The organism is Micromonospora sp. CA-111912 (genome assembly GCF_050948415.1).
In the GTDB taxonomy this organism is placed as follows: Bacteria; Actinomycetota; Actinomycetes; order Mycobacteriales; family Micromonosporaceae; genus Micromonospora.
In genome coordinates this window covers 6,884,906-6,900,798 of sequence record NZ_CP192007.1, presented here as the reverse complement: position 1 = coordinate 6,900,798, position 15,893 = coordinate 6,884,906, and the positions used below count along the sequence as shown (strand labels likewise).

General features: G+C 71.5%; 14 protein-coding genes, 1 tRNA gene and 1 other RNA gene. 10 read left to right on the top strand and 6 right to left on the bottom strand.

What is annotated here, in order from left to right; genetic code table 11:
• Positions 1-24 precede the first annotated feature (24 nt).
• The 5 genes from ACQPZO_RS29500 to ACQPZO_RS29480 all read right to left on the bottom strand — a co-directional run bounded on the left by ACQPZO_RS29500 (position 25) and on the right by ACQPZO_RS29480 (position 4,923).
• A complete protein-coding gene (locus ACQPZO_RS29500; RefSeq protein ID WP_433345358.1) occupies positions 25-873 on the bottom strand; it encodes a DUF4097 family beta strand repeat-containing protein in 849 nt (282 codons plus the stop codon).
• A gap of 76 nt (positions 874-949) precedes the next feature.
• Positions 950-1,468 carry a hypothetical protein gene (locus ACQPZO_RS29495; RefSeq protein WP_433345356.1) on the bottom strand — a complete coding sequence of 173 codons (519 nt, stop codon included), beginning with the start codon at positions 1,466-1,468 and terminating at the stop codon, positions 950-952.
• Between the two features lie 94 nt (positions 1,469-1,562).
• On the bottom strand, positions 1,563-3,662 hold the full coding sequence (locus ACQPZO_RS29490) for an NACHT domain-containing protein (protein WP_433345354.1): 2,100 nt from the start codon (positions 3,660-3,662) through the stop codon (positions 1,563-1,565).
• An 80-nt stretch (positions 3,663-3,742) separates the two neighbouring features.
• Positions 3,743-4,276 (bottom strand): hypothetical protein, encoded by a 534-nt coding sequence (locus tag ACQPZO_RS29485; RefSeq protein WP_433351336.1) that lies wholly within the window; start codon positions 4,274-4,276, stop codon positions 3,743-3,745.
• 32 nt (positions 4,277-4,308) lie between these two features.
• The gene (locus ACQPZO_RS29480; protein ID WP_433345352.1) at positions 4,309-4,923 is read right to left on the bottom strand and encodes a hypothetical protein; all 615 of its coding nucleotides are present in this window, start codon (positions 4,921-4,923) and stop codon (positions 4,309-4,311) included.
• Positions 4,924-5,167: 244 nt separating this feature from the next.
• Here ACQPZO_RS29480 and ACQPZO_RS29475 point away from each other — a divergent pair, with 244 nt between their 5' ends.
• Positions 5,168-5,467 carry a hypothetical protein gene (locus ACQPZO_RS29475; RefSeq protein ID WP_433345350.1) on the top strand — a complete coding sequence of 100 codons (300 nt, stop codon included), beginning with the start codon at positions 5,168-5,170 and terminating at the stop codon, positions 5,465-5,467.
• Between the two features lie 247 nt (positions 5,468-5,714).
• Here ACQPZO_RS29475 and ACQPZO_RS29470 read toward each other — a convergent pair.
• Positions 5,715-5,799 (bottom strand) — tRNA-Ser (locus tag ACQPZO_RS29470).
• Between the two features lie 82 nt (positions 5,800-5,881).
• Here ACQPZO_RS29470 and ffs point away from each other — a divergent pair.
• The 9 genes from ffs (at position 5,882) to ACQPZO_RS29425 (ending at position 15,853) form a co-directional block, all read left to right on the top strand.
• An RNA gene (gene ffs, locus ACQPZO_RS29465) (signal recognition particle sRNA small type) lies at positions 5,882-5,971 on the top strand.
• Between the two features lie 107 nt (positions 5,972-6,078).
• Positions 6,079-8,514, top strand: a complete 2,436-nt coding sequence (locus ACQPZO_RS29460) for a DNA polymerase III subunit gamma and tau (RefSeq protein WP_433345348.1) — start codon at positions 6,079-6,081, stop codon at positions 8,512-8,514.
• A 111-nt stretch (positions 8,515-8,625) separates the two neighbouring features.
• Positions 8,626-8,934: a YbaB/EbfC family nucleoid-associated protein gene (locus tag ACQPZO_RS29455; RefSeq protein ID WP_433351334.1), complete on the top strand. Its 309-nt coding sequence runs from the start codon at positions 8,626-8,628 to the stop codon at positions 8,932-8,934.
• Positions 8,935-8,946: 12 nt separating this feature from the next.
• Positions 8,947-9,540: a recombination mediator RecR gene (gene recR, locus ACQPZO_RS29450; RefSeq protein WP_350881190.1), complete on the top strand. Its 594-nt coding sequence runs from the start codon at positions 8,947-8,949 to the stop codon at positions 9,538-9,540.
• Between the two features lie 330 nt (positions 9,541-9,870).
• Positions 9,871-11,535: an ABC transporter substrate-binding protein gene (locus ACQPZO_RS29445; protein ID WP_433345345.1), complete on the top strand. Its 1,665-nt coding sequence runs from the start codon at positions 9,871-9,873 to the stop codon at positions 11,533-11,535.
• A gap of 78 nt (positions 11,536-11,613) precedes the next feature.
• Positions 11,614-12,618 (top strand): ABC transporter permease, encoded by a 1,005-nt coding sequence (locus ACQPZO_RS29440; protein WP_433345343.1) that lies wholly within the window; start codon positions 11,614-11,616, stop codon positions 12,616-12,618.
• Complete coding sequence (locus tag ACQPZO_RS29435; RefSeq protein ID WP_433345341.1) at positions 12,615-13,577, top strand: ABC transporter permease; 963 nt, start codon at positions 12,615-12,617, stop codon at positions 13,575-13,577. Before ACQPZO_RS29440 ends, ACQPZO_RS29435 begins: the two co-directional genes overlap by 4 nt.
• Before the next feature lie 69 nt (positions 13,578-13,646).
• Complete coding sequence (locus ACQPZO_RS29430) at positions 13,647-14,753, top strand: ABC transporter ATP-binding protein (RefSeq protein ID WP_433345338.1); 1,107 nt, start codon at positions 13,647-13,649, stop codon at positions 14,751-14,753.
• A complete protein-coding gene (locus ACQPZO_RS29425) occupies positions 14,750-15,853 on the top strand; it encodes an ABC transporter ATP-binding protein (protein ID WP_433345336.1) in 1,104 nt (367 codons plus the stop codon). The genes ACQPZO_RS29430 and ACQPZO_RS29425 overlap by 4 nt, the downstream gene beginning before the upstream one ends.
• Positions 15,854-15,893: the final 40 nt, after the last annotated feature.

The following is a 15,893-nucleotide window of genomic DNA, read 5'->3' as shown; positions in this document are numbered from 1 at the left end:
GGGAGGCCCCTTCGAGAGGTCTGGTCAGGAACGGCGGACGGTGATGTCGCCGAAGGAGGAGCTCGCCCGGACTTCGACGGTCTCCTCGGACTTCTCCGGTCCTCGGGCGATGTCGTCCAGCGCGTTGTGCACTCGCCCGTGCCCGGTCTTCAGGTCGAGCCAGGCGGCGGTGCCCGCGGCGACACCGATCTCCAGGTCGCCGGTCGCGGTGTGCAGCGTGACCGAGCCGCGCGTGACCTCGCCGATGCGAATGGTTCCGTTGGAGGTCTTGGCTTCCACGCCGGCATCGGCCCGGTCGACGGAGATGTCGCCGTTGGCCGCACGCACCCGCAGTTCGCCGGTGACGGTGCCGAGGTCGGTGTTGCCGTTGGAGTTCTTGATGACGGCGGCCCCGCCGATCTCGCCGATCTGAACCCGTCCGCTGCCGGTGGCGACTTCGGCGTTACCGGCGATCGCGTCGACCGCGATGTGGCCACCGGAGGTGTCCAGGCGAAGCTGGCCGGTCCGGTCGAGTCGGAAGTGACCGACGGACGTCTTGAACCGGCACTCACCCAGCATCCCGGTGCTGTGGAAGTCCCCGACCGACACGTCACCGTGCACCGCAGAGCCAGTGGGAAGTTCGACGAGCACGGCGACCGACCTGGTCTTCTTGGAGAAGTCGAACACCCGGGCCTTCGGCCCTCGCACGGTCAACGTGCCGTTGGTGTACTCGACGCGGGTCTGCTGCGCGGCCTCCACGTCGGAGTTGTCGGACTCGTCGCTCGGCCGTACCTCGACGACGGTGTCGGTGCGGTCGCTCGCGATGAGCCGTACGTTGCCGACGGAGATATCGATCGTGACGGAGATCGATTCCGGGGTGGCGAAAACAGGCATGGCTGTCCCCTCAGGATGAGTCGGAAGAGCATCCCCGCTGGTAGGGGACGTGAAAGGAAAGTGGGGCCGGGCTCGGCTAACGCGCCCAGCCGGTGTAGCGCTGCGCACTGGGCTTGCCGCGCCGGTCGGAGCCGTGGTCGCGCTCCGAGGCGCGCAGCGCGGTCGAGGCGGCCCGCACCAGCCACGCGTTGACCGATCGGCCCTCCTTGCCGGCCGCTTCCTCGACCGCGACCTTGAGCTGTTCCGGGAGGCGGACGTTGATGCGCGCCGTGGCACCGTCCTCGAAGCCCATCGCGGCATCGTCGGTCGGCGCCGCGCCCCGGTCGGTGGGGTCTTCCCGTGGCTGCTCCACCTGGTGAGGTGCCACGACGAATTCCGGGTCACGGCCACGCAGGCGAACCTGGACCGAGCCGGGAGCCAGCTCCCTGGTGATCTCGTCGGCGGCGGCCGACAGTGCTTCGAGCAGGGTGAGCCGGATCGCCGACTCCATCGACACGGTCAACCGCTCGATCAACGCGGTGTCGTTGTCATTGCCGGTCTCCACGGCCGTCAGCAGCTCACGACCGAGAGAGGCCACGTACGGGGTCAGGTCCATGGCACCACTATGGCACAGGATGGTGCCATGGACAACTAATCTGGCTCAGCCTGGCAGCAGAGTGGCACCGGCACCGCAGTGGCTCCGGATCGGTTCAGCCATCCTTGAGGGCGATGCTGTCGACGGGTGGCGGCCGGAGCGGGCTCAGCGTTTCCGCCGGCACCCGGTCCGCGAAGAACTCGAGCAACTCCCGGTGGACGAAGATGTACCCGTCTCCGACGTCACGCAGGAAGAGACACTGCACCGCGTAGTCGAGGAACGGCCGTAGCGGCCGGGGCAGCTCGTTGGCGCGGGCGAGTTGCCGGCGGACCAGCCACTGCTCCACGATCGGCCCGACCGCGACGAACACCAGCAGGTACAGCGCCGCAGCCGTCCCGACGAGCAGGCCGTACCGGACGCCGTCGGCGTCGGTCCGTGGCCAGGTGACGAGCACCCCGGCCGGGGCGCCGGTGATCACGCCGAGGGCGGGTGCCACGCGGAGGGCGAAGCGGAGCCGCTGGCGCAGCGCGGGGCTCGGGATCTCGCGGCGAGGGGCGCCCCCGGGAGGCCCCACGACGTAGAGGTGGAACGCCACGGTGTTGCCGACGCCCAGGGCGAGCAGCGCGGCCAACGCGAAACCGATCCAGTACGCCAGGCCGGTGAGCAGGCCCACCCAGCCGCCGGAGAGGCCGAAGACCGCCCCGACCGCGAGCGTGCAGGCGGCGATCGGTCCGCCGACGGCCGGCTTGTACAGGATCTCCGTGAACTCCTCGGCCGTGTCGGTCAGCCAGTTGACCCGGATCGCACGACGGCCCTCGGGCCGTCGTCCCCACCGCGCGATCAGGGTGAGGTTGTCGTACTCGCCGAACCTGAGGCCGAGCGCAGTCACGACGGCGGCCACCGGGCCGGCGGTGACGCCGGGCCAGCCGACCAGCAGCGCGCCGCAGAGAGCGACCAGCAGGCCCACGGCGAAGCTGGACGCGGTCCGGCTGAGCCGGTCGGCGTCCCTACGCGGCCAGTTCCGCGACCAGTCCGGTGCCACCAGGTCCAGGACGAAGATGGATTGCTGCCGTTCGCGCATCTTGCTGCCGAGCAGCGAGAGGTACCGGGTGGCCTGCTCGGGAAGGTAGCCGGCGTGCGGCCGGTGCCGCAGCATGGTCTCGGTGTACCGGGCGAAGAGCCGGTTCCGCCGGCTGCCGGTGCCGGTCTCCGGGCCGGGACCGTCGGCGTACGCCAGCGCCATGATGCTGAGCAGCAGCGGCGACCCGGTGAACTCCCACAACTCCTCGTCCGCCGCGAGGGCGGCCCGCAGGCCGGCGAGGGCGGGCCCGGACCGGTCCAGGTGTCGCTCGATCTGCGGCCGGGTCAGCGGCTCGATCGTCACGGTTCCGTAGACGGGCAGGCTGGTCCGGAGCCTCTGGTACTCCACCGAACGGCAGCAGAGGGCGATCGGGGTGAGGGGCTGCTGGGCGTGGAACGCGGCGATCGCCGCCACGCATTCGTCGCGGCGCGCCTCGACCACCTCGTCGAGGCCGTCGAGCAGGGGCAGGATCTCGCCGGCCGCGACCCAGGCCGCGGCCTGGGCCGACGGTAACCCGTACCGCTCGGTGAGCTGTTCGGCGAGCCACTGGGCGAGGGGCTGGCGGCGCGTCGCCCACGACGAGAGGTTCAGGACCACCGGGACGGGCGCGTCCCGGTCCACCTCGGCCCCGTCGAGCAACTCCCGCGCGAGTTCGAGCAGCGTGGTCGTCTTGCCGGCCCCGGGCGCCCCGAGGATCACCATGGCCCGGTCAAGTCGCTCGAAGAGCGCGGCGACCGACGTCCGGTCGTCGAGGACGCCGGTGAAGCCGTCCCGGCGGCTGGCCCGCAGCGTCCACGGGTACCGGCGGTCGTCGGCGGACGCTGTGATGCCCAGTTGGAGCCGAGCCTCCACGTGCAGCGAGCGGTCCAGCACGCTGGTGATCCAGTAGCGGCGTACCCGGTCGAGCAGCACCCGGCGGGCCCGCGCCGCGCTCGCGCCGCCGACCGGACCGGGTTCGCGGGCCCGGCGGATCTCGACCACCGTCAGCGCCGTGGCCACGAAGGCGAGCAACGGCCAGGCGATCCACAGGTACGGGGACCAGCGGCCGGGCAGCACCCCCGTGGCGACGTTGGTGACGACCCCCAGCAGGGTCACGCAGACCACCGTGAGGACGACCGTGGTTACCCGACGCATGCGTCGTCTTTACCGTCCGCCGCCGTGGCGCACAACCCGTGATCGGGTACGCCCTCACGCCGGGCGGGCGGTCGCCCGGCTCAGCAGGGGCCGTGGCCCTCGGCGAAGAGGCGGCGGGCCCAGTTGGCGTACCCCGCGATGATCTTCCGGACCGTGCGGCCGTCGTGCAGGAAGAGGTACGCGCGGTCGCCGCGTCGGGCCAGCAGGCCGTCGAACCGGTACGTCCCGTGTGGAGCGACCAGCCGGCTGACCCGCGCGTAGCGGGCCCCGACCTGGTCGACGGGTGTGCCGACGGTGACGCCCTCCGGGGTGCGGACCGGGTCGTCGAGCCAGAGCAGCACCAGCCGGTCGTCGACGAAGACCGGGCTGGTCTCCTCGTGCCCGGCGAGCGTCGGCCCGCACGCGTCGACCTCGGCGCGGAGTATGCCGCGCCGGGTCAGGTCCGCCCCGGTGTCGCCGAATTCGACATTGCGCAGCCCGCGCAGGTTGACGACCTCTGCGGGACGGGCCGAGCGGCCGGCGCCGGACGGCGGGTCGGGCGGGCGAAGGTCGCCGCCGACCTCGATCGGCCCCTGTGGACATGCGCCGCTGCCGGCAATCGAGGCAGCCGCCAGTAGTGTCGCAATGAAAACGAATTGTCGCAATCTCATGGAATCCCCCACTCCCCAACGGGACCGGGGCGCTCAGGTTGCTGCCGATCGGCGGATTCCCTGATTTCCCATTCCTCGGCCAGCTCGTCCCAGTAGTCGGCGGTCAGTCCGCGCCGGCCGTGGATCAGCCAGCCGTCGGTGTTCCGCTCCAGGTGCAGGCCCAGCTCGGCGAACGGGTCGATCCACCGGCCCGGCTCCGCGCCGAGGCGGACCAGCGCGGCGTTCAACGGCCACTGCTCGCGCGGGGAGCCCAGCACGTCGTCGAAGTGCGGCCCCCAGCTCACCGCGCCGGCCAGCCAGACCACCGACGCCTGGCGGCCGACGCCGCCGGAGAACCCGGCCTCCAGGTACGCCACCGGCCCGAGCCGCGACCACCCGGCGAACAGCGCGTTCAGGGCCGGCGAGAGCACCAGCTCGAACGGCTGGCCGGGACCGGGCCCGTCCACGACGAAGTCCGGCAGCGCCCCGGTCAGCTCCTCGACGAGCTGCGGGGTGACCGGCAGCAGCGCGAAGTCCTGGCGCAGCGCGGCGAGCACCGCGTGATCCAGGTCGGCGGTCTGCTCGCGGAGCAGCTCGACGTCGGCGACGACGGCGCTGAGCTGGTAACTCATCGGACCCCTCCGGTGTCCACAGCCTGTGGATGGAACATGTGTGCGACCGGGGGTGGAGCGCCGGCGCTGCCCCGGAAGGTACCGGGTGTGCGCAGTCTGACGTCAGGAGCCGTTGACGAGGTAGCGGCCACTCGCGTTCGCGCTGCTTGGAGCAGACCAGGCGAGCGCGAGCGCGACCACTACGCGGGCCGTTTGTATATTGACCGTGATAAAAAATTGTCACTGCTCACACGGAAGGACACGAGTGAAACGCCGACTTCTGCATGCGCTGACGGCCATGACTGTCGTTATTACCGGTACGGGCGTGGTAGCCACGCCAGCCTCGGCCAGCGACGCGTGGGGCATTGTCTGCAACCTCAGGGAAAACACCTGGCTCCGCGCCGCGCCCCAGAGCGGCTTTGTGCTGCGCACCCTGACGGCCGGGCGTGGATTCCGCTGGCACGGTCAGGTCTGGGCCATCGACGCCGACTCCTGGGTCTACGGCCATGGCGCCGAGGATCCGTCACTGGACGGTTGGGTTCCGGCCCGCAACACCACCTGCTGAACCCGTAGCTGACAGGGATGGCCGCAGTCGCTTGCTGCCATCCCTGTACCTATTCGGTGATCATCCGTACCGCGAGGCCCGCGACGGCAGTGGGCTGCCCGACCGGCAGGCCGGCCTGGACGCGCGGCGCCGGACGGCACGTGCCCAGGTCGAGCGGGCCCTGGCCAGGCTCAAGTGCTTCCCGACACAGACAACGCTGGGCCGATCCGGTGAGGGGATCGGCCCAGCGTTTGTGCTGCTCAGCGAGCGGAGGATACGAGATTCGAACTCGTGAGGGTGTAAACCCAACACGCTTTCCAAGCGTGCGCCCTAGGCCTCTAGGCGAATCCTCCGTGGGACAGGATACAGGTCCGTCGCGGCCCCACCACCCCACCACCCCCCGAAGATCGACCAGCGGTCGGGTAGGGTGGGTCTCACCTCCCGTGCGGCGGTATCTCGTGAACCTCCCCAGGGCCGGAAGGCAGCAAGGATAAGCGAGCTCTGCCGGGTGCACGGGAGGCCTTTTTGTCTCCGGGCGCCGGTACCGTACCCGAGGTCAGGGTCACGGGGTGGTGGGTGGTCACGCGTGCCCGACCGGCGCAGAATGGCTCGGTCGAGAGGAGGCGGGACGGGTGGCACTGGCGCTCTACCGCAAGTACCGGCCGCGCACCTTCGCCGAGATCATCGGGCAGGAGCACGTCACCGAGCCGCTGTCGCAGGCGCTGCGCAGCGGGCGGCTCAACCACGCGTACCTCTTCTCCGGCCCGCGTGGCTGCGGCAAGACCTCCAGCGCCCGCATCCTGGCCCGCTCGCTGAACTGTGAGCAGGGCCCCACCCCGGAGCCGTGCGGGCAGTGCGAGTCCTGCCGCTCGCTGGCCACCGACGGCGGCTCCATCGACGTGCTGGAGATCGACGCGGCCAGCCACGGCGGCGTCGACGACGCCCGGGAGCTGCGCGAGAAGGCGTTCTTCGCGCCGGCCCACAGCCGGTTCAAGATCTACGTCATCGACGAGGCGCACATGGTCTCGTCGGCCGGCTTCAACGCCCTGCTCAAGCTGGTCGAGGAGCCCCCGGAGTACGTCAAGTTCATCTTCGCCACGACCGAGCCGGAGAAGGTCCTCGGCACGATCAAGTCGCGGACCCACCACTACCCGTTCCGGCTGATCCCGCCGAAGGTGCTCCGGCCATACCTTGAGCAGCTCTGCGAGGCCGAGGGAGCCACCGTCGACCCGGCGGTCTTCCCCCTGGTCGTGCGCGCCGGTGGCGGCAGCGCCCGGGACAGCCTCTCCGTGCTCGACCAGCTCATCGCCGGCGCGGGTCCGGAGGGGGTCAGCTACGCCCGGGCCGCCGCGCTGCTCGGCGTCACCGACTCGGCGCTGATCGACGAGATGTGCGACGCGCTGGCCGCCGGGGACGGCGCTGCCGCGTACGCGACCGTGGACCGGGTGGCCGAGGCCGGGCACGACCCGCGCCGGTTCGCCTCGGACCTGCTGGAGCGGCTGCGCGACCTGATCGTGCTCCAGCAGGTGCCCGACGCCGCCACCAAGGGCCTGATCGACGGGCCGGCCGACGAGATCGAGCGGATGACCGCCCAGGCCCAGCGGCTCGGCCCGGCCACCCTGTCCCGGTGCGCCGACATCGTGCACAACGGCCTGGTGGACATGCGCGGCACCACCGCGCCCCGGCTGCTGCTGGAGCTGATCTGCGCCCGGATGCTGCTGCCGGGCGCGGACGACTCGACCGGTGCCCTGCTCCAGCGCCTGGAGCGGATGGAACGCCGACTCACCCTCGGCGGCACCGAGCCGCCGCCGGCCGCCGCCGGCCCCGCGCCGGTCGCCCCCACCGCTGCGGTACGCCCCGAGCCGGCCACCCCGCCCACGGCTGCCGCGCCGTCCGCGCCGGCGGCGGCGTCCGCCGCCCCGGCGGGTGGCCCGCCTCCGCCCGTCGCTCCCGTGTCGGCGGCTCCGGCCGCCCCGGTCGCGCCTCGGCGGGAGGTCCCGCCGGAGGCGGTCATGCCCGACCCGGGCACCCCCGCCCCGCCCCGTCCCGGCGCGGCTGCCCCGGGCGCGCTGGACGCCGTGGCGGTGCGTCGGGCGTGGCCGGACGTCGTCGGCAAGGTCAACCGGACCAACAAGCGGATCGCGGCGCTGATGCGGGACGCGGTGGTCCGGGAGTTGGACGGCGACGTGCTGCTGCTGACCGTGAAGTCGACGGTGCTGGCCAAGATGATGTCCGACCATGCTCAGGTGCTCACCGACGCCCTCTACGAGGAGTTCGGCGGGCGTTGGCAGATCCGCTGCGAGGTCTCCGGCGAGCGGGGCGGCGGCGGCCCTCGGGCGGCGGCTCCCGCGGCGGCCCGCCCGACCCCACAGGCACCGACCGCCCCCGCCGCCCGCCCGACGTCCGGCGTACCGGACGGCCGGGCCGGCGCGGCTCCAAGCGGGCCGGCCACGTCGGCCGGTGGGAACGAGGAGTGGCCCGAACCGGCCCGCCCCGGCGGGGCCGCGCCGGCCGCGAACGCGACGCAGGAGGACGACTGGCCGGAGGCGGCCCGCCCGGGCGGGACCGACCCCGCCGGGCCGCCCGCTGACGGCGCGGGGGCGACCGCCCCGCCCCGGACCCCCGCCCCCGCTGTCCCGACGCGTGAGCCCGCCCCCGCACCGGCTCGGGGCGCGGGCCCGGAGCAGACCGACCCGCCGGCCAACGGCTCCGCCGGTAACGGTGGCGGTGCGGGCGGCGCACCGGTCAGCAGCGCCATCGCCGCCGCGCGGGCGGCGGCGGCCGGCCGCGGTCCGCGTACCCAGAACGGGGCCCGGCGGTCCGCGGACGCGGACTGGGCCGGCGAGCCGCCCTACGACCCCGACTACGACGGGCCGGTGCGCGGCGGTGGACGCCCTGGTCCGGCGGCGCCGGCCACCCCGGCCTATGAGGGCTTCGACCCGGGCGACGAGCCGCTGGACGAGGTGATCGACGAGCGGACCGCCCGGCAGTCCAGCGAGGAGCAGGCGGTGCAGCTGCTCCGGGAGGCGTTCGGCGCCGAGAAGATCGACGAGGTGGACGCCCGCTGACGCGGGTGTCGCCCGTACCGGAGAACGGGCCACGCCCCCGACTAGGCTGGGCGCGGCCGAGCAGACGAGTGCGAGAAGGAGCCATCCGTGCGCCCAGGTGGACAGCCGAACATGCAGCAGATGCTGAAGCAGGCGCAGAAGATGCAGCAGCAGATCACCAAGGCCAAGGCCGAGCTGGCCGAGGCAGAGCTGACCGGCACCGCAGGCGGCGGCCTCGTCACCGCGACCGTCTCCGGCTCCGGCGACATCAAGAGCATCAAGATCGACCCGAAGGCGGTCGACCCGGAGGACGTGGAGACGCTGGAGGACCTGGTGGTCGCCGCGCTGCACAACGCCGCCGAGGCGGTCCGGGTGCTGACGGAGCAGAAGATGGGTCCGGTCGCGGGCGGCGCGGGCGGCCTCGGCCTCCCCGGTTTCTGAGCCGGCGACCAGATGTACGAAGGTGCCATCCAGGACCTGATCGACGAGCTGGGGCGGCTGCCGGGCGTCGGCCCGAAGAGCGCCCAGCGGATCGCCTTCCACGTCCTGTCGGCGGACCCGGCCGACGTCAACCGGCTGGCCGGCGCGCTGCGCAAGGTCAAGGATCTGGTGCGGTTCTGCACCACCTGCTACAACGTCGCCGAGTCCGAGCAGTGCCGGATCTGCCGGGACCCGCGCCGCACCGACGAGGTGCTCTGCGTGGTCGAGGAGCCGAAGGACGTGGTGGCGGTCGAGCGGACCGGCGAGTTCCGGGGCCGCTACCACGTGCTCGGTGGGGCGATCAACCCGCTGGAGGGGATCGGCCCGGACAACCTGCGCATCCGTGAGCTGCTGACCCGGCTGAGTGGCGGCGCGGTGCGCGAGTTGATCCTCGCGACCGACCCGAACACCGAGGGCGAGGCGACGGCGACGTACCTGGCGCTGATGGTCAAGCCGATGGGCATCGCGGTGACCCGGCTCGCCAGCGGCCTGCCGGTCGGCGGCGACCTGGAGTACGCCGACGAGATCACCCTCGGCCGCGCCTTCGAGGGCCGCCGCGCCGTCTGACCCGTACTTGGCCACCCGACGGCCGCACCGGGGAAACTGGTGTCGGCCGTCGGTCCTTCCGGCGTCCCGATCAACTGCGGGGTGTCTGACATGTGGTCGGACGGGGGCGACGGTCGATGTAACAAGTTCGCATCTATGAATCAGTACAAATCGCCCCTTTGGTGGCGGCCCGCTGGGCCGCCGTGTGCGAGGCGCACCGGTTAAGACACGATCCGATACCAACCGCTTCCCCGGCAGTTTCCCGGGGGTCCGAACGGCAGCTAAGGTCACGGCCATCGGTGACCCCTGTCACCACGTTGTCCGTACCCCCAAGGACGAGGTGAAGCACCCATGCGTGCACCCAGGCCGAAGGTCGCAATTGCGGCCGTCGCGGTCGCGGCCCTCGCGGTAGCAGGCTGCGCCGAGAGCGACCGCGATGACAGTTCCGGCGGTAGCAAGAAGGACACTATGGTCTTCGGCGTAGCCGGCGACCCGAAGGTCCTCGACCCCAGCTTCGCCAGCGACGGCGAGTCGCTGCGCGTGGCGCGTCAGGTCTTCGAGACCCTGGTCCGGCCGGAGGAGGGTGGCACCAAGGTCACCCCGGGGCTGGCCGAGTCGTGGACCCCGGACGCAGCCGGCACCACCTGGACGTTCAAGCTCCGCTCGGGCGTGAAGTTCCACGACGGCGCCGACTTCAACGCCGACGCCGTGTGCGTGAACTTCAACCGCTGGTACAACGCCAAGGGCCTCATGCAGAGCCCGGACGTGACCGCGTACTGGCAGGACGTCATGGGCGGGTTCGCCAAGAACGAGAGCGCCGACCTGCCGCCGAGCCTGTTCAAGTCGTGCACCGCCAAGGACGCCACCACGGTCGACCTGGCGTTCACCCGGGTCTCCAGCAAGGTCCCGGCCGCGCTGATGCTGCCCTCGTTCTCCATCCACAGCCCGAAGGCGCTGGAGCAGTACGACGCCAGCAACGTGGGTGGCACCGCCGAGGACATCAAGTACCCGGCGTACGCGATGGAGCACCCGACCGGCACCGGCCCGTTCAAGTTCAAGGCCTGGGACGTCGCCAACAAGACGCTCACCATCGAGCGCAACGACGACTACTACGGCAACAAGGCCAAGCTGAAGACCCTGATCTACAAGACCATCTCGGACGAGAACGCGCGCAAGCAGGCGCTGCGCTCCGGCGACATCCAGGGCTACGACCTGGTTGGCCCGGCCGACGTCGAGCCGCTGAAGTCCGAGGGCTTCAACATGCTCACCCGCCCGGCGTTCAACGTCCTCTACCTGGCGATCAACCAGAAGGGGAACCCGAAGCTCGCCGACGTCAAGGTTCGCCAGGCGATCGCGTACGCGCTCAACCGCCAGGCGCTGGTCGACTCGAAGCTGCCCCCGGGCGCCAAGGTCGGCGTGAACTTCATGCCGGACACGGTCGAGGGCTTCAACGGCGACGTGGCCAAGTACGACTACAACCCGGAGAAGGCCAAGTCGCTGCTGGCCGAGGCCGGCGCGTCGAACCTGACCCTGCGGTTCCACTACCCGACCGAGGTCACCCGGCCGTACATGCCGAACCCGAAGGACATCTTCGAGCTGCTCTCGGCGGACCTCAAGGCAGTCGGCATCAAGGTCGAGGCCATCCCGCTCAAGTGGAGCCCGGACTACCTGAACGCCACCACCTCGGGCAACAAGCACGACATCCACTTCCTCGGCTGGACCGGTGACTACGGCGACGCCTACAACTTCATCGGCACCTTCTTCGACCGGCCGAAGGACGAGTGGGGCTTCACCGACAAGGCCCTGTTCGACCAGTTCAAGGACGCGGACACCACCGCCGACCAGGCGGCCCGGGTGGAGAAGTACAAGGCTCTGAACAAGGCCATCATGGAGCTCGTGCCGGGTGTGCCGATCTCGCACTCGCCGCCGGCGATCGTGTTCGGCAAGGACGTGACCGGGATCAAGGCGAGCCCGCTCACCGACGAGCGGTTCGCTACCGCCGAGTTCAAGTCCTGATCTGACGCAACGAACGCGGGCGGGTGCTGTTACCACGGCACCCGCCCGCACCCCTCCGCACACCCTTCCGAGGCCGCCGTGTTCCGGTTCATCGTCAGACGCCTGCTGCAGCTCATACCGACGCTGATCGGGCTCTCCCTCCTGCTGTTCATCTGGCTGCGCCGGCTGCCGGGCGGCCCCGAGACCGCCATCCTGGGTGAGCGCGGCACGCCGGAGATGCGCGCCGCCATCCGCCGCAACTTCGGTCTCGACGAGCCGATCCTGATCCAGTACGGCCGGTTCGTCCGGCGGCTGATCAAGCTGGACCTGGGCACCTCGACCTCCACCAAGCGCTCGGTCGTCACCGAGTTCGTCGAGCGGTTCCCGGGCACCGTCGAGCTGACCGTGATGGCCATGGTGATCGCCATCGGGATCGGCATCCCGCTGGGCTACCTGGCCGCCCGCCGTCGGGGCCGGATGCTCGACCACCTCTCGGTCGGCGGGTCGCTGATCGGCATCTGCATCCCGGTCTTCTTCCTGGCGTACGTGCTGAAGGCGATCTTCTCGGAGAACCTCGGCTGGTTCCCGTCCAGCGGCCGGCAGGATCCGACCCTCGGGGCGACCCGGATCACCAACTTCTTCGTCTTCGACGGGCTGATGACCCGGGAGTGGGACGCCGCCGCCGACGCGCTCTGGCACCTGGTGCTGCCGGGTCTCGCGCTGGCCAGCATCCCCCTGGCGATCATCGTCCGGATCACCCGGGCCAGCGTGCTGGAGGTGCTCAACGAGGACTTCGTCCGCACGGCCGAGGCCAAGGGCCTGACCGAGAACACGGTCCGCCGCCGGCACGTGCTGCGCAACGCCATGCTGCCCGTGGTCACCTCGATCGGCCTGCTCACCGGCGGCCTGCTCTCCGGCGCGGTGCTGACCGAGACCGTCTTCGCCTTCAGCGGCATCGGGGCGTTCGTCGCCGAGGCGATCGGCCAGCGCGACTATCCCGTCCTGATGGGCTTCATCCTGATCATCGCGGTGGTGTACGTGCTGGTGAACCTCCTGGTGGACCTCTCATACAGCGTGATCGACCCGAGGGTGAGGGTGCGATGACGGCCATCAGCGGCAAGAAGCGCGAGAAGATCGACCGGCTCGCCGAGTTGGCCGCCCGGGACGACGAGCGCGGCGTGAGCCTCTGGCAGGAGGCGTTCCGCCGGCTGCGGCGCAACCCGGCCGCCATCGTCGGCGCGGTGATCCTGGGCCTGTTCCTGCTGGTCGCCATCGTCGGGCCGTTCCTGGTCCCGCACCCGGCGGACGCCCAGCTCTGGAAGGGCGAGATCCGGGACAACATCGGCTACTTCCCGGGCCCCCGAGCGGAGAACTGGTTCGGCGTCGACCACATCGGCCGCGACGAGTTCAGCCGGATGATCGTCGGTGCCCGGCAGACCCTGCTGGTCGGCATCATCTCCACCCTGATCGGGCTGGCCGTCGGGTCGATGCTCGGCGGCGTCGCCGGCGCCGCGGCCGGTCTCGGCGGCAAGTGGGGCCGGGCCCTCGACAACGCCATCATGCGCTTCGTCGACATGCTGCTGGCCATGCCGAGCCTGCTGCTCGCGATCAGCATCGCCGCGCTGCTCGGCTCCGGTCTGACCACCGTGATGATCGCGGTCGGCGTGGTCTCCGTGCCGGTCTTCGCCCGGCTGCTGCGCGGCTCGATGATCTCCCAGGCCAACAGCGACTACGTGCTGGCCGCGACGTCGCTGGGCGTGAAGAAGCCGAAGATCGCGCTGACCCACGTGGTGCCGAACTCGCTCGCCCCGGTGATCGTCCAGGCGACGCTGACCCTGGCCACCGCGATCATCGAGGCCGCCGCGCTCTCCTTCCTCGGTCTCGGCAACAACGACGCGTCCATCCCGGAGTGGGGCGTCATGCTCGCCGACGCGCAGCGCTACCTCGACGCCGCGCCCCGGCTGGCCGTCCTGCCCGCCCTCGCGATCATCGTCACCGCGCTCGGTTTCACCCTGCTCGGCGAGGCAATGCGCGAGGCCCTCGACCCGAAGCTGCGGAAGTAGGCCGGCTGTCGTGTGTGAAGCGCGAGGAGTGAGCTTGCGAGCCCCGCAGTCGCGAACGGAAGGTCGGTAATGGCACTGCTCGAAGTGGACGACCTCTCCGTCACGTTCGCCCGGCGCGGTCAACGCACCGTGCACGCCGTCGACGGAGTGTCCTTTGCGGTCGACGCCGGCGAGGTGGTCGGCCTGGTCGGCGAGTCCGGCTGCGGCAAGAGCGTCACCTCGTTGGCCATCATGGGCCTGCTGCCCAAGCAGCCCGGCCTGCGGGTCGGCGGCAAGGCGGTCTTCGACGGCACGGACCTGCTCCAGCTCGACGACCGGTCCCGCCGGGACATCCGGGGCCGGGACGTCGCGATGATCTTCCAGGATCCGCTCTCTTCGCTGAACCCGGTGATCCCGATCGGGTTGCAGGTGACCGAGGTGCTGACCCGGCACCGGGGGATGAGGGGTGAGGCTGCCAAGAAGGAGGCCGCCGACCTGCTCGATCGGGTCGGCATCCCCGACCCGCGCCGCCGGCTCAAGGAGTACCCGCACCAGCTCTCCGGCGGCATGCGGCAGCGCGCCCTGATCGCCATGGCGGTGGCCTGCCAGCCCCGGCTGCTGATCGCCGACGAGCCGACCACCGCGCTGGACGTCACCATCCAGGCGCAGATCCTGGAGCTGCTCAAGGACCTGGTCCGGGACTCCGGCACCGCGCTCGTGATGATCACCCACGACCTGGGGGTGGTCGCCGGCATGTGCGAGACGATCAACGTGCTGTACGGGGGCCGGGTGGTGGAGACGGCCCGCCGCCGCCCGCTGTTCCGCGAGCCGCGGCACCCGTACACGGTGGGTCTGCTCGGCTCGGTGCCGCGCCTGGACGCCGGGCGTGGCGAGCGGCTGAACCCGATCCCCGGCTCGGTCCGGGATCTGCTGGCCTGGCCGGACGGCTGCGCCTTCGCCCCACGCTGCGCCCGCCGCATCGACGAGTGCGTGGGGGAGCCGCCGGAGCTGGTGCTCGCCCACGATGGCCGCAGCTACCGGTGCCTCAACCCGGCTCCGGTCCCGGGCACCGTGCCCCCGGGCGTCACCGGCGGCCGGGCCGCGACCGCCCCGGCGGCCGGTGCCGCCGCCCGTGCGGCGGCCGACGACGCGACCGCGGGTTCGGTGCCCGCCCCGCGCGAGGAGGAGAAGCCGTGACCGAGAGCGACATCCTCGTCGAGGTCCGCGACCTGAAGGTGCACTTCCCGATCAAGCGGGGAATCCTCCTCGACCGGGTGGTGGGCCACGTCAAGGCGGTCGACGGGGTCGACCTGAACATCCCGCGCGGGAAGACGTACGGACTGGTCGGCGAGTCCGGCTGCGGCAAGTCCACGCTCGGCCGGGCCCTGCTCCAGCTCACCCCGCCCACCGCCGGCGAGGTCCGCTTCGACGGCGTCGAGCTGACCACGCTCCCGGCCGGGAAGCTGCGCACCATGCGCCGCCGGATGCAGATGATCTTCCAGGACCCGATGTCGAGCCTGGACCCCCGGCAGAACGTCGAGTCGATCCTGGTCGAGGGGTTGCAGACCCACGGCATCGGGACCGATCGGGACGACCGGCGGCGGATCATCGGCGAGACCCTCGACGCGGTGGGGCTGCCCCGCTGGGCGCTGTCCCGGTACCCGCACGAGTTCTCCGGTGGCCAGCGGCAGCGCATCGGCATCGCCCGGGCCCTGGTGCTCGGCCCCGAGCTGATCGTCGCCGACGAGCCGGTCTCCGCCCTGGACGTCTCCATCCAGGCCCAGGTGGTGAACCTGCTCGACGAGCTTCAGGACAACCTCGGCCTGACCTACCTGTTCATCGCCCACGACCTTGCCGTGGTCAAGCACATCTCCGACGTGGTCGGCGTGATGTATTTGGGCGCGCTGGTCGAGGAGGCGCCGAGCGACCGGCTGTACAGCGAGCCGCTGCACCCGTACACCCGGGCGCTGATGTCGGCCGTGCCGGTGCCGGACCCGGACGTGGAGGACCGGCGGGAGCGGATCCTGCTCGCCGGGGACCTGCCGTCGCCGGCCAACCCGCCGTCGGGCTGCCGGTTCCACACCCGCTGCCCGTGGGCCCAGCCCACCCGCTGCGCCGACGAGCGGCCGGCGCTGCGGGACATCGGCGGCAGCCGGGTCGCCTGCCACTTCGCGGAGCAGATCGCCAGCGGCGAGCTGCGCCCGCACAAGGTGAGCGTGCAGATCGTCCGGCCCGAGGACGAGGGCGCGGCCCCGGCCGTCGTCTCCGCTCCCACCGAGCCCGGCTCGTACGTGTGAGCGAGGGGCCCTTGTCGGCGCGGCTCGCGTCGCGGGGGCC